The 13,927-nt window shown below is 53.9% G+C and carries 13 protein-coding genes; 2 read left to right on the top strand and 11 right to left on the bottom strand.

The window, feature by feature from the left end; all coding sequences use genetic code 11:
- Positions 1–8: 8 nt before the first annotated feature.
- Complete coding sequence (ispA, locus tag PAG01S_RS07860; protein WP_062758251.1) at positions 9–908, bottom strand: (2E,6E)-farnesyl diphosphate synthase; 900 nt, start codon at positions 906–908, stop codon at positions 9–11.
- A complete protein-coding gene (xseB, locus tag PAG01S_RS07855) occupies positions 908–1,150 on the bottom strand; it encodes an exodeoxyribonuclease VII small subunit (protein ID WP_010255382.1) in 243 nt (80 codons plus the stop codon). The genes ispA and xseB overlap by 1 nt, the downstream gene beginning before the upstream one ends.
- Positions 1,151–1,385: 235 nt before the next feature.
- Between xseB and thiI the strand changes: the two genes are divergently transcribed.
- Entirely contained in the window at positions 1,386–2,834 is a 1,449-nt protein-coding gene (gene thiI, locus PAG01S_RS07850; protein ID WP_022626121.1) for a tRNA uracil 4-sulfurtransferase ThiI, read from the top strand.
- A gap of 80 nt (positions 2,835–2,914) precedes the next feature.
- Here the strand turns inward: thiI and yajL are convergent, their stop codons facing one another.
- A complete protein-coding gene (gene yajL / locus PAG01S_RS07845; RefSeq protein WP_010671202.1) occupies positions 2,915–3,511 on the bottom strand; it encodes a protein deglycase YajL in 597 nt (198 codons plus the stop codon).
- Positions 3,465–4,385: a 2-dehydropantoate 2-reductase gene (gene panE / locus PAG01S_RS07840; protein ID WP_033756769.1), complete on the bottom strand. Its 921-nt coding sequence runs from the start codon at positions 4,383–4,385 to the stop codon at positions 3,465–3,467. The genes yajL and panE overlap by 47 nt, the downstream gene beginning before the upstream one ends.
- Before the next feature lie 135 nt (positions 4,386–4,520).
- Between panE and PAG01S_RS07835 the strand changes: the two genes are divergently transcribed.
- A complete protein-coding gene (locus PAG01S_RS07835) occupies positions 4,521–5,012 on the top strand; it encodes a YajQ family cyclic di-GMP-binding protein (protein WP_003852530.1) in 492 nt (163 codons plus the stop codon).
- 686 nt (positions 5,013–5,698) lie between these two features.
- On the opposite strand, the gene PAG01S_RS07830 is transcribed toward PAG01S_RS07835, so the two are convergent.
- The 7 genes from PAG01S_RS07830 to ampG form a co-directional block, all read right to left on the bottom strand.
- Positions 5,699–7,063 carry an MFS transporter gene (locus PAG01S_RS07830; protein WP_010255391.1) on the bottom strand — a complete coding sequence of 455 codons (1,365 nt, stop codon included), beginning with the start codon at positions 7,061–7,063 and terminating at the stop codon, positions 5,699–5,701.
- 132 nt (positions 7,064–7,195) lie between these two features.
- Entirely contained in the window at positions 7,196–8,083 is an 888-nt protein-coding gene (gene cyoE, locus PAG01S_RS07825; RefSeq protein ID WP_010255394.1) for a heme o synthase, read from the bottom strand.
- A gap of 13 nt (positions 8,084–8,096) precedes the next feature.
- Complete coding sequence (locus PAG01S_RS07820) at positions 8,097–8,426, bottom strand: cytochrome o ubiquinol oxidase subunit IV (RefSeq protein ID WP_008924889.1); 330 nt, start codon at positions 8,424–8,426, stop codon at positions 8,097–8,099.
- Complete coding sequence (locus PAG01S_RS07815) at positions 8,426–9,043, bottom strand: cytochrome o ubiquinol oxidase subunit III (protein WP_009091720.1); 618 nt, start codon at positions 9,041–9,043, stop codon at positions 8,426–8,428. The genes PAG01S_RS07820 and PAG01S_RS07815 overlap by 1 nt, the downstream gene beginning before the upstream one ends.
- Positions 9,043–11,025 (bottom strand): cytochrome o ubiquinol oxidase subunit I, encoded by a 1,983-nt coding sequence (gene cyoB / locus PAG01S_RS07810; protein ID WP_010255400.1) that lies wholly within the window; start codon positions 11,023–11,025, stop codon positions 9,043–9,045. Before cyoB ends, PAG01S_RS07815 begins: the two co-directional genes overlap by 1 nt.
- 4 nt (positions 11,026–11,029) lie before the next feature.
- Positions 11,030–11,956 carry a cytochrome o ubiquinol oxidase subunit II gene (cyoA, locus tag PAG01S_RS07805; RefSeq protein ID WP_010255402.1) on the bottom strand — a complete coding sequence of 309 codons (927 nt, stop codon included), beginning with the start codon at positions 11,954–11,956 and terminating at the stop codon, positions 11,030–11,032.
- Positions 11,957–12,400: 444 nt separating this feature from the next.
- On the bottom strand, positions 12,401–13,891 hold the full coding sequence (gene ampG, locus PAG01S_RS07800) for a muropeptide MFS transporter AmpG (RefSeq protein WP_010255404.1): 1,491 nt from the start codon (positions 13,889–13,891) through the stop codon (positions 12,401–12,403).
- Positions 13,892–13,927: the final 36 nt, after the last annotated feature.

Genomic DNA, 13,927 nt, shown 5'->3' with positions numbered 1-13,927 from the left:
TATGGAAGTTATTTGTCGCGTTCAATTATGAAGCTCGCCAGCGCCTGCAGTGCTGTAGTGTTATAAGAGTGCGCAGCGAGCATTTCTAACGTATCAAGTGCTTCCTGATACAAATCCCGCGCTTTAGCTTGGGCATTTTCAAGGCCTAACAGTGAAGGATAGGTGCTTTTTCCCAGATGCTGATCGGCACCCTGGCGTTTTCCGATCACCGCTGTGTCACCGATCACATCCAGAATGTCGTCCTGCACCTGAAACGCGAGACCAATGGCCTCTGCATAGCGGTCGAGCAGCGGCAGGGCTTCCCGGCCAGCATCGCCCGCCGTTAAGGCGCCTAACCGTACCGCTGAACGGATCAGCGCGCCGGTTTTATGACGATGGATCTGCTCCAGCTGGTCCAGATCCACAGATTTACCTTCCGCCGCTAAATCAAGCGCCTGTCCGCCACACATGCCGGCCACGCCGCTGGCTTTCGCCAGTTCAGAGAGCATCATCAGACGATATTCAGCGCTGACACCGGGCATCGCCTGGTCGGCCAGAATTGAAAAGGCCAGCGTCTGCAGGGCGTCGCCCGCCAGAATCGCGGTATCTTCGCCATATTTAATGTGACAGGTTGGCTGCCCGCGACGCAGTGTATCATCGTCCATTGCGGGGAGATCGTCATGAATCAGAGAGTACGCATGAATGCATTCAACCGCGGCGGCGGGGGCATCCAGACTCGCCGGGTCGGCGTGGAGCATTTCGCCGGTAGCGTAGACCAGAAAAGGACGCAGGCGTTTACCGCCTAATAATGCCCCATAATGCATGGCATTCACCAGAGGAGAACTCTGAAAAGGAAGTGGCTCTATAAAACGCGTCAGCGCGGCATTAACCTGCTGCTGATACGCGTCGAGTAATCGGGCGAAATCCATTAGCTGTTTTCCGGCGTGAAAGCAGTGAGGTCGGCATCTTTATCATCGTTCAGCAGAATACGGACCCGCTGTTCAGCCTGCTGCAGCGTCTGCTGGCCAGTCCGCGCCAGCTGCACGCCGCGCTCAAATTCGTTCAGGGCTTCTTCCAGCGGCAGTTCACCACTTTCCAGACGGCTGACAATCTGCTCCAGCTGCTGCAATGACGTTTCAAAGCTGGCTGGCTGTTCGGCTTTTTTCGGCATATTTCGTGTCGACTCACGGTTGGGACATTATCTCGCAATCGGTCATGGTAGCTGAGACCCTATGATTAGCAAAATAATCAATGCGGCGGCTGATGAAGAAGCAGTCACCTGACAAAGGTGATATACTCCCGCGCCTCGGATGCGGTTGCGCCTTGCAGCCCGCAATTTTGTGATTTTACCAGCTAAGTGCTGCCTGTTTTAGCACTTATTTGCCCAACGAAGCTGTGTCGCCGCCATGAAGTTTATCATCAAGTTATTTCCTGAAATCACCATCAAGAGTCCGTCGGTGCGTTTGCGCTTTATCAAGATTCTTGCCAGCAATATCCGCAACGTCCTGAAAACCGTTAGCGACGAAATCGCCGTTGTGCGTCACTGGGATCACATTGAAGTGCGTTCGAAAAATCCGGTGCTGCGGGACATTATTCCCGATGAGCTGACGCGCATTCCGGGGATTCATCACGTTTTAGCGGTTGAAGATCGTGAGTACACCGATATTCATCACATCTTTGAACAGACTTTAGTGCAGTATCGCGACAGCCTTGAAGGGAAGAGCTTCTGCGTGCGTGTTAAGCGTCGTGGTAAGCATAGCTTCAGTTCACAGGATGTGGAGCGCTATGTTGGCGGTGGTCTGAATCAGCATATTGAAAGCGCCCGCGTACAGCTTAAAAACCCGGACGTTACAGTGAATCTTGAAGTTGAAGAGAATCGTCTGACGCTGGTGACTGCGCGCTACGAAGGTCTGGGCGGTTTCCCGATCGGCACGCAGGAAGATGTGCTGTCGCTGATTTCCGGTGGCTTTGACTCCGGCGTCTCCAGCTATATGCTGCTGCGTCGCGGCAGTCGCGTACATTACTGCTTCTTTAATCTTGGCGGTGCCGCCCATGAGATTGGCGTCCGTCAGGTTGCGCACTATCTGTGGAATCGTTTTGGTCGTTCACACCGCGTGCGGTTCGTGGCGATCAATTTTGAGCCGGTAGTGGGTGAGATCCTCGAAAAAGTGGATGACGGTCAGATGGGCGTGGTGCTGAAGCGCATGATGGTGCGTGCCGCTTCGACGATTGCTGAGCGCTACGGCGTGCAGGCACTGGTTACCGGTGAAGCGGTGGGTCAGGTGTCGAGCCAGACGCTGACCAACCTGCGCCTGATTGATAACGCCTCTGATACGCTGATTCTGCGTCCGCTGATCTCTCATGACAAAGAGCACATCATCAGGATTGCCCGTGAGATTGGCACCGAAGATTTCGCCAGTACCATGCCGGAATATTGCGGTGTCATCTCAAAAAGCCCGACCGTGAAAGCGGTGAAAGAGAAGATCGAGGCTGAAGAGCAGAATTTCGACTTCACGATTCTGGATCGGGTCATTGAAGAGGCGACCAACGTCGATATCCGTACCATCGCTGAGCAGACAGAAGAGGAGGTGGTTGAAGTTGAGACCGTCGCCCTGCTGAGCGAGAACGACGTGGTGCTGGATATCCGCTCTATTGATGAGCAGGAAGAGAAGCCTCTGGCACTGAAAGCTACGGAAGTGAAATCGCTGCCGTTCTACAAACTCAGTACGCAGTTTGGCGATCTCGATCAGAACCGGACCTGGTTGCTCTACTGCGATCGTGGTGTGATGAGCCGTCTGCAGGCACTCTATCTGCATGAGCAGGGCTTTAAAAACGTGAAAGTCTACCGCCCGTAGTGACGCCCCAGAGCCAGTCAGCGCCTGTTCAGGTCTGACTGGCTGCATTGCCTTAAACAGAGCGTTTTAACTCAGCGTGTTTACGCCTGATAGTCATAAATGCCGGGAGCCAGCACCAGCTGTGCGGCCACCTCGCGCGCCATCTCTTTTCCCACCAGCAGATCGATCAGTTTCAGCGCAAAATCCATTGCCGTGCCAGGCCCCTGGCTGGTCAGCAGATTGACGCGGGGATCCCAGACCACACGCCGCTCCATCCACTTGTCTGACGGAATGGTCTCTTTTAAGCCGGGAAAGCCGGTCATGTTACCGACCGGGAAGAGATCGTGGGGGATGAGTACCGTGCCTGCTGCTGCGCAGATAGCGGCGACGATCCTTTCATTGAGGTGAAACTGGCGTACCGTTTCGACTAACAGCGGACTGTCACGGAAGGTTTCGGCGCCTTTCAGGCCGCCGGGCAGGACGATGGCGGCGAAATCATTGTCGGCGACTTCAACCAGCGTCACGTCAGCCAGCAGACGAACACCGCGTGAGCAGACGATCTCCCGGTTGCCGTCGCTTTCGACGCTGGCGGTGACGACGTTCAGCCCGGCCCGTACCAGCAGGTCGATAGTGGTGACAGCTTCGGTTTCTTCACTGCCATGTGCCAGGCAAACCAGCACTGATGCGTTCGCGGTCATAATGGGACTCCTTGCGTTTTACAATGTCATACAGACGGGTATTCTCCGTCAGCACCAGGCCGTGCGTCCGGGCGCGGCGCAGCAGAAAACCGCTGATATAGTCGATTTCGGTAAGACGCTGGGCGCGTATGTCCTGCAGCATCGAAGATGTGTTGGCCGCGGTGCTTTCAATCACGTCGAAGATGATGTCCTGCAGGCTTTCGCTGGCAACGTTCTGACCTTCGCGCTCCATGACCCAGCTGATCTCTTCGCACAGTTGCGCGATCTGCTCAGGATAAGCGCGCAGGGCACCGTTCTGGCACTCATACTCCACGCTTAGCGGATTGATGATGCAGTTCACTGCCAGCTTGCGCCAGCAGGCCGCCCGGATGTTGTCATGCCAGGCGACGTCAGGCAGGGCATGATGCAGGATATCGGCGAGATCGCTGTAAGCGGCGCTTTTGCGGTTACCGGGGCCGATGTGGGTGATGCCACTGGCTATGTGTTTGATAACGGTGCCATCGCGCATCGCCGCATGGGTGGTGACGCCTCGCAGCAGCGGCTGAGTCAGTCCTTTCAGCTCTTCCAGCGTCCCCATGCCGTTGTGCAGCAGGAGCACCGGGCAGTTTTCTGGCAGCACGCTTTCCAGGTTTTTCACCGCGGGCGAGACCTGCGGGGCTTTGAGCGTGACCAGCAGCAGCTGGCTTTCTGCCAGAAACAGCGGATCGTTGGCGATAAACGTGCGGTTCGAAATGTTACCCTGTGGATCAATCACATTGGCAGAACAGTAGGGCTGCGGCACCCGCAACCATCCCTGCACCTCATGTCCCTGGCGGGCAAGGGTTGTCATCCAGATCTGACCCAGAGCACCGCAACCTAACACGGTAATTTTCATGCTGCCTCCCGCTGGCGGGCTATCCATCTATTATTTACTGTCACACTTTCATTATAGCGTTGTGTGCAGCCTGATTTTATTTAGCACCTTAAGACGCGTATTATGCATGTCACTTTAGCGTCAGGAGAAGAAGAGATGCCATCTTTCGATATCGTTTCAGAAGTCGATCTGCAGGAAATTCGCAATGCGGTGGAAAATGCCAACCGTGAAGTGTCTACCCGCTTCGATTTCCGCAACGTGAGCGCCGAGTTTGAGCTCAACGAAAAGAATGAAACCATCAAAATCACCAGCGAGTCCGATTTTCAGGTTAAGCAGCTGGTGGATATTTTGCGTGAGAAGTTACTGAAGCGCGGGATTGAAGGCGGTGCTTTAGAGGTGCCGGAAGAGATTGAGCACAGCGGCAAAAGCTGGGCGGTCGATGCCAAACTGAAAAAAGGCATTGAAAGCGACGTGGCGAAGAAGCTGGTGAAGCTGATCAAAGACAGCAAGCTGAAAGTGCAGACCCAGATTCAGGGTGAAGCATTGCGTGTAACCGGCAAAGCGCGTGATGATTTGCAGGGTGCGATGGCAATCGTGCGCGGCAGCAATCTGGGGCAGCCCTTCCAGTTTAAAAACTTCCGCGATTAAGCGGGGGGCCGGCTGAATTTCAGCATGAATGCAGTGATAAAAACCCGGCTAAGGCCGGGTTTTTTGTTGTTGAGTTTGGGTGGGCTTCTGTCGCTTTAAACAAGTCGAAATTCTGGAGAGAGTTGGGAGCTGTAGGGCGTCTGTGCGATCGCGCGCTTGCTCAGGGAGCCTGTGCCTTTCGCAAAGACGCAAAAGCGCCATCCATGGCGGCTCAGCGCGGGCGATTACGCACCTCATCCCTGAGGTGCGCCCGTAGCCGGGCCAACGCGTTGCGTTGTTCAAAAACGCTCCCGGCGTTTTTGTCCCTGGTCCGCGATGCTTTGCTACAGGCACAGGCTCCCATCGCCTTGGATTTATGAGTTGTCTGTAAGAAGGCTTGTGCCGGGTTTGGCGCGGTTGAGCCTATGCTGGCCCCCTTGCTTTGAGTTTATAAGCTGTCTGAAACCAGGATTGAGTTGGATTTGAGTCTGTTAACAGATTCAAATCCTGGGGGAACTTAGCAGCAACTCAAAAGCTCAGGGGCGCAGGGAACACGGTCAGAGGAGGAAAGCGTCCCGCGCCAGGGACGGCGCGGGCCGAGCATGCCATGGATGGCGGCTTTTGCGACTTTCCGATCTGACCGTGTTCCCTGAGCCTGCTCGATCCTGAAGCGAAACGAGCTGACGTCATCACTAAACTTTTTTAAGCTAGCAACTACCCAGCAGAGCTTCCAGCTCAGGGCGGCTGGTAACCTTGCTATCAATTTTGATATAGGCGCTTTTCTCTTCGGGCACGATAAACACAGAGTTAACGCCCGGCTGCGCTTTCAGGCGCTGCTCCAGATTCGGCACGGCCAGTGCGGCATCACTCAGCACGATGCGCAGGCTGCTGACATAAGGCGGTTCCTGCATTGTCATGCTGACAAACAGCCAGGCTGCGGCCACCATCGCGCCAACCAGGAATACGGTCTGCGCATCGAAATGACCAAATACCCAGCCACCCATGCTGCCGCCAACGGCCACGCCCAGGAACTGGCTGGTGGAGTAGATCCCCATCGCCGTGCCTTTGTAGCCCGCAGGCGACTCTTTACTGATCAGCGAAGGCAGAATCGCTTCCATCAGGTTGAAAGCGAAGAAGAAGAGCTGAACACCCACCACCAGCGTCCAGAAATGTCCTTCCGCGCCCCACAATACGATCTCGGCAATGACAATCATCCCGACGCAGCCGACAAAGACACGCTTCATGCGGCGCTTCACTTCGGCATAAATGATGAAGGGGACTACGCCGGCAAAAGCGATCAGCATGGTGGAGAGATAGACTTTCCAGTGTTCGGGAGCCGGGAAGCCTGCCTGTTCAAACTGCCCCGGTAACGCGACAAAACTCGACATCAGCAGGACGTGCAGGCAGAAAATACCGATATTGAGCTTCACCAGACGTGGGTTAGCCAGCACTTTGCGGAAGCTGCCTTTAACCATGCCTGATTCACGGTTCAGAACATGATGGGAGGCCGATGGCACCACCAGCAGAGTGATCACGATACCCAGCGACGCCAGAATCGCAATCATCCAGAACAGCGCATGCAGGCCCAGTGCGTGAGTAACAATCGGGCCGACCACCATGGCGATCGCGAAGGTAACGCCAAAACTGATGCCGATAAACGCCATCGCTTTGGTGCGGTTCTGCTCACGGGTTAAATCGGATAACAGCGCCATCACGGCAGCGGCAATCGCGCCTGAGCCCTGAAGTGCACGGCCCAGAATAATGCCCCAGATGGAGTCGGTGCAGGCAGCAATAATACTGCCCAGGACAAACAGCAACAGTCCGCCAACGATCAGCGGCTTACGCCCGATGCGATCGGAGAGCAGACCAAAAGGAATCTGAAATATCGCCTGGGCAAGGCCATAAATGCCGATTGCCAGGCCAATTAAGGTTTCACTCGCGCCCTGTAATGCCATGCCATAAGTGGTCAGTACCGGCAGGACCATAAACATTCCCAGCATGCGCAGGGAAAAGACCGTACCGAGGCCCCATGTGGCGCGCAGCTCCACCGGAGTCATTTTATTATCGTTCATTCCAACCTCTGTTAATGTGCTGCATTTATTCTAGGGGGCGGGGCAGGGCGGGTAAAACAATAGTTTTTAAGCAGTGGTAACAAAAAGAAAGGGCGCGAAAATCGCGCCCTTTTCATGCTGTATCGGTGCCGGTTACCAGACGTAAGTCAGCAGGTCCTTCGAGGCCGGAGCCATCGAATCCACCGACATCATCACGCTCAGTGCGGTGATGGTCACGATAGAGAAGACAAACAGTTTACGCGCCCAGACACGGTCATCAGCGGTTTTATAACCCGATAACGCCATGCCCAGCCACCAGACGCTGACCGCAGCAGCCACCACCAGATATTTGTAGCCCGCGTAGCCTCCCAGCGTCAGCATCAGCGTGGCAATCATAAACGCCAGGATATAGAGCGTAATATGATTTTTAGCCACGGAAATGCCTTTCACCACCGGCAGAACCGGGATGTTCGCTGCCTGGTAATCTTTAAAGCGGAAGATGGCAATCGCGTACGAATGCGGCATCTGCCACAGGCTAAAGATCGCCAGCAGGATGAGTGCGCCAGCATCAAACTGGTTAGAGACCGCGCAGTAGCCGATAACCGGCGGCGCAGCACCCGACAGACTGCCAATCAGCGTACCGTAAACGGAATTACGCTTCATGTAGAGACTGTAGATGCCCACGTACACCACGAAGCCCATCACCGCCAGCCACATGGCCAGCGGATTAGCACCGAAGTAGAGCAACGCAAAGCCAGCAATACCCAGCACAGTGGCATAAACCAGGCTTACTTTCGCGGAGATGAGGCCTTTTACCAGCACCCGATTCCTGGTTCTCTCCATCTTGATGTCAATGTCGCGGTCGATCACGTTGTTAAACACACAACCCGATGCAACCACCAGTGACACGCCCACCAGGGTGATGAGAAACAGGGCGTAATCCGTGTTGCCTTTGGAAGCCAACAGAAATCCGCCGATCACAGAAATTAAATTCCCGAAAATAATTCCTGGTTTTGTAACTTGCAGGTATTGCTTAAACATTACGCGTGACTCTTTAGTGAGGCATCATGTTGTAGTTGAGGTTCCACATGATCCACAGTGAGCCTACTACGACAATCAGGATGATGATGGCCGAGAAGACAATGGCTACCATGTTCCAGCCACCCTCAGATTTGCTGTCTAAGTGCAGGAAGTAGACCAGGTGAACCAGCACCTGAATCACCGCACATACCAGAACAACACCAAGGATAGTACCGTGAGATGCACTGCCATCCATTACCATCCAGAACGGGATCGCCGTCAGGATGATAGAGAGGATGAAGCCGATCATGTAGGACTTCACGCTACCGTGTGAAGCGCCATGTTCGTTAACGGAATGACTCATTACATGGCTCCCATCAGGTAAACAACGGTGAAGACGCAAATCCAGACCACGTCCAGGAAGTGCCAGAACAGGCTCAGACACATGATACGAGTGCGGTTAGTCGCGTTCAGGCCACGTTTGGAAATCTGGAACATCAGAACCAGCATCCAGATCAGACCTGAGGTCACGTGCAGACCGTGGGTACCGACCAGCGTAAAGAAGCCAGACAGGAAGCCACTGCGATCCGGACCAAAGCCTTCAGCAATCAGATGATGGAATTCATAGATTTCCATTCCGATGAAGCCCAGACCGAACAGGAAGGTCAGCGCCAGCCAGCCGATAACGGCACCTTTTTGCTCCTTGTTCATGGAGATAACAGCCATGCCGTAAGTGATCGAACTCAACAGCAGCAGGGCGGTTTCTACCAGAACAAACGGCAGCTCAAAGATATCTTTACCTGCCGGGCCACCGGCAGTGTTGTTGACCATGACAGCATAGGTCGCAAACAGGGTTGCGAAGATAATGCAGTCACTCATCAGGTAGATCCAGAAGCCAAAGACTTTATTGGCTCCTGCATCGTGATGCCCATGCTCCGCATGGGCGTCGTGGTGATGTTTAATCAGAGTTTCAGTTGACATTATTTCAGACCTGCTTTGCTGATTTCGTCAAAGTGCTGGTTCTCAATCTTCTGAACTTCGGCAACCGGAACGTAGTAATCCACGTCTTCGTCGAAGCTCTTCACGATCCAGGAAACGATCATGCCGAGGAATGAAACACCCGCCAGCCACCAGATATGCCAGATCAGCGCGAAACCCATTACCGTTGCAAATGCGCAGATGATAATTGCGGCACCGCTGTTTTTCGGCATATGAATCTCTTCATAAGATTCCGGCTGTTTGTACGCTTCGCCTTTCTCTTTCATTTCCCAGAAAGCGTCACGCTCATGCACATGCGGGATGACAGCAAAGTTATAGAACGGTGGTGGTGAAGAGGTTGCCCACTCCAGCGTACGACCGCCCCATGGGTCACCCGTCACATCACGGTTCTGATCGCGGTCACGTACCGAGACGTAGAACATGGTCAGCTGACACAGAATACCCAGCGCAATCAGGCCAGCACCGCCCGCAGCTACCACCAGTAAGGTGTGGAACTGTGGATCGATATCCTGGCTCAGACGACGTGTCATACCCATGAAGCCCAGTGCGTACAGCGGCATAAAGGCAACGAAGAAGCCAATGATCCAGAACCAGAATGCGCGCTTGCCCCAGGTTTCGTTCAGGGTGAAGCCAAATGCTTTCGGGAACCAGTAGGTCACGCCCGCCATACAACCGAACACCACACCACCGATGATAACGTTATGGAAGTGTGCAATCAGGAACAGGCTGTTGTGCAGAATAAAGTCAGCACCCGGAACGGCCAGCAGTACGCCGGTCATACCCCCTACAGAGAAGGTTACCAGGAAGCCAACGGTCCACAGCATGGCAGAGTGCATCTGAATGCGGCCCTGATACATGGTGAACAGCCAGTTAAAGATTTTAACCCCGGTCGGAATCGCGATGATCATCGTCATGATACCGAAGAAGGCGTTAACGTTGGCACCTGCACCCATGGTGAAGAAGTGGTGCAACCAGACGATAAACGACAGCACGGTAATGGCGATGGTCGCCCACACCAGTGAGGTATAACCAAACAGACGTTTTTTGGAGAAGGTCGCGGTAATTTCTGCGAACACACCAAACACCGGCAGTACCAGGATATACACTTCCGGATGGCCCCAGACCCAGATCAGGTTGACGTACATCATCATGTTCCCGCCCATTTCATTGGTGAAGAAATGGAAGCCGAGATAACGATCAAGGGTCAACAGCGCCAGGGTCACGGTCAGAACCGGGAACGCAGCGATGATCAGGACGTTGGTGCACAGCGCGGTCCAGGTAAATACCGGCATTTTGAACAGGCTCATGCCCGGTGCACGCATCTTCAGGATGGTCACGAAGAAGTTAATACCGGTTAAGGTCGTACCAATACCTGAAAGCTGAAGGCTCCAGATCCAGTAATCGACCCCGACCCCGGGACTGTACTCCGCGCCGGAGAGCGGCGGATAAGCCAGCCAGCCGGTCTGTGCGAACTCGCCCACACCCAGCGACAGGTTAACCAGGATCACACCGACCGCAGTAAACCAGAAGCTCAGGTTGTTCAGGAACGGGAACGCAACGTCACGTGCACCAATCTGCAACGGAACCGCGATGTTCATCAGGCCAACCACGAACGGCATCGCCACGAAGAAGATCATAATCACGCCATGCGCGGTAAAGATCTGGTCGTAGTGGTGCGGTGGCAGAATGCCCGCTTCACCGGCCGAAGCCATAACCTGCTGGGTACGCATCATAATGGCATCAGCGAAACCACGAATCAGCATGACGAACGCCATGATGATGTACATGATACCCAGGCGTTTGTGGTCGACTGACGTCAGCCATTCAGACCACAGATATTTCCACTTACCAAAATAGGTGAGCGCAGCAACCAGCGCTGCACCACCTATCAGGATAGCGGCAACCGTAACCATGATAATCGGCTCATGGTACGGCACTGCATCAAGTGTTAATTTTCCGAACATCGTATTATTCCTCGGCTCCCGCGGAAGCGGCGTGACTCATGTCCATACCTTCATGTTTTGGCATGTCCATTTTCCCGTGGCTCATCTTGAACTTGTCGATGACTTGCATGAACAGTTTCGGATCAGCTGAAGAGAAATATTCCACCGGGTGATTTTCGCTTGGCACAGCCACTTTCTCGAAATCATCCATAGTGTTCAGCGTGTTAGGGGCTGCTTTAACTTTAGCCACCCACTGCTGGAATTCCGCATCGTCTTTGGTTGCAATGGCTTTAAACTTCATGCCAGAGAAACCACGACCACTGAAGTTCGCAGAGATACCGTCGAAAATTCCCGGCTCATTTGCAATCAGATGCAGCTTGGTCTGCATACCAGCCATCGCATAAATCTGGCTGCCGAGCGTTGGGATGAAGAAAGAGTTCATGACGGAGTTAGACGTGATTTTGAAGTTCACCGGAGTATTTGCCGGGAAGGCAATCTGGTTCACGGTCGCAATACCCTGTTCCGGGTAAATGAACAACCATTTCCAGTCCAGTGCAACCACATCGATCTCAACCGGTTTCACATCAGATTGCAGCGGTTTGCTGGGCTCCAGTGCGTGGGTTGATTTCCAGGTCAGCACGCTGAGGAAGAGAATGATCAGGATCGGAATGGTCCAGACCACGGCTTCCACTTTGTTAGAGTGTGACCAGTTAGGGCTGTACTTCGCATTCGTGTTGGACGCCCGATATTTCCAGGCAAACACCACGGCCATCAGGACTGCGGGGATGACGACGATCAACATCAGGCCAAAGGCAGTCAGTATCAGCGAACGTTGCTCCAGTGCAATCTGTCCTTTGGGATTTAACAATGCACTATCGCAGCCACTCATTAATAAAGTGCCTGCAATTAATGACAAAATCCCCAAACTTTTATTGTATTTACTGAGTCTCATTTAACGACCTCAATGACAAAGGGCTCTATTGTCGTTTAAGTGTGCGCGCATTTTACGGGAAGGTTTATGCAGTGTAAACCAGCTTAAGGATGTGTCAGATACGTGTTGACACCTTTTGCTAAGGGTGTCACAGATGTTGCGCCAGGTGACAAATAATTAACGCAGACAAGCAGTTGGCATCAATATAACAAAAACCAATGGAAGTAACCGTAAAAAAATCAGGGAAAGGAATAACCCTTACTTTTAACTCCCAAATATTTAACAAGTCTGCATCATTTGCGCGATGAAATTTAACTAAAGTAATTGCTCACCGGTTTTTAGTATTTCCGCTACGCCTCCTCAGGTCATATTGTTATTTTTAAAAAATAACACGCGATGATAAATGGCGGCGACTTATCGGGGTGTCATAAAATAAGCCGCAGCCCGTAAACCTATCGATTTCACTTAAGCATCTGATGCAGGCAACGCAGGGGTTCTCTTCAGCGCCCGATAGTCCAGCAACACTCCCGAAAGCACCGCCAGCAGGGAGAGTGTCATACCCAGCTCAAACAGGCGGGTAAGCAGCGGTGTCAGCGCCGTCACGCCCAACGCATTCAGTGCCAGAGCCACCAGCCAGAGCGCCAGTACGCCGCATCCGGCTGCAAACAGACGATTAGTCCAGCGATAGCCATGAGGATAGTAGCTACGTGTCAGAAAATTGCCACTTTGCTCGACCTGATTCAATGTTTGTCGGCAAAAAGCCAGCAGCACCAGGCCCGGCAGACCCGCCATCACCGTGAATGCATAAAAGGTCGGCCAGCCCCAGAGTTCCACCAGCCAGCCCGCCGCCGGGCCGACATAGACCCGACCAACCGCTGAGAGCGCCGACAACAGGGCGAACTGGGTAGCGGAGAACGACTTATTGCACAGCGTCATTAACAGCGCCACAAAGGCCGCGGTGCCCATGCCGCCACAGAGATTTTCAACAAAGACCGCGCTGGCCATGCTCCACAACTGTTTGTCGGTCACCGCCAGCAGCCAGTAACCAAAGTTCGAGACAGCCTGCAGCAGACCGAAAATCATTAGCGCCCGGAACAGGCTCAGACGCTGCATCAGTACGCCGCCATAGAGCGCGCCAATAATGGTCGCCAGCAGACCCAGCGTCTTGTTGACCAGACCGACGTCACCGGCGTTGAAGCCCACGCCGCGAATCAAAAAAGTGGTGGTCAGCGAGGCGGCAAACGCATCGCCCAGCTTGTAAAGAATAATCAGGGTAATAAGCAGCCAGGCGTTGTTGCGCTGAAAGAAATCTTTTAGCGGATCGACCACCGCCTGACGCAGTGAATGGGGTGTGGAGATACGGGTATCTGGCTCGCTCGCCACCAGCGTGGCGATAATGCCCGGCACCATCATCAGCGCCATCAGCCAGTAGGTTGCCTGCCAGCCGAGGTAGCGGTCAGCCAGCCACAACGCCAGCCCGCCGGAAATCAGCATTGCCAGTCGATACCCCAGCACGGTAATCGCCGCGCCGCTGCCACGCTCTTCAGGCGGCAGGATGTCCGTTTTCCATGCGTCAAAAACGATGTCCTGTGAGGCGGAGCAGAAGGCAATCAGCACGGCCAGCGCGGCCATCAGGGTAAGATCGCGTCCCGGTTGCAGAAATCCCATCGCGATTATCCCGCCAACCAGCGCCAGCTGACTGACCAGTAACCAGCCGCGACGCCGGCCCAGAAACGGCGGCGTATAGCGGTCCATCATCGGTGACCAGAGAAACTTAAAGACATAGGCCTGGCCGACCAGCGAAAAGAAGCCGATGGTTTTCAGGTCGACATTTTCCACCGTCATCCACGCCTGCAACGTGCCCGATGTCAGGGCCAGCGGCAGTCCGGAAGCAAAACCAAGAAGCAGCAATACGGCGGCGTTTTTCTGGCTGAAGAGGCGAAGATAGTGGTTCATGCGGATCCTGCAGATAACAAAAAGCCCTGCGCAAGG

The organism is Pantoea agglomerans NBRC 102470 (assembly GCF_001598475.1).
Lineage (GTDB): Bacteria > Pseudomonadota > Gammaproteobacteria > Enterobacterales > Enterobacteriaceae > Pantoea > Pantoea agglomerans.
This window is presented reverse-complemented; position numbering and strand designations above follow the sequence as displayed.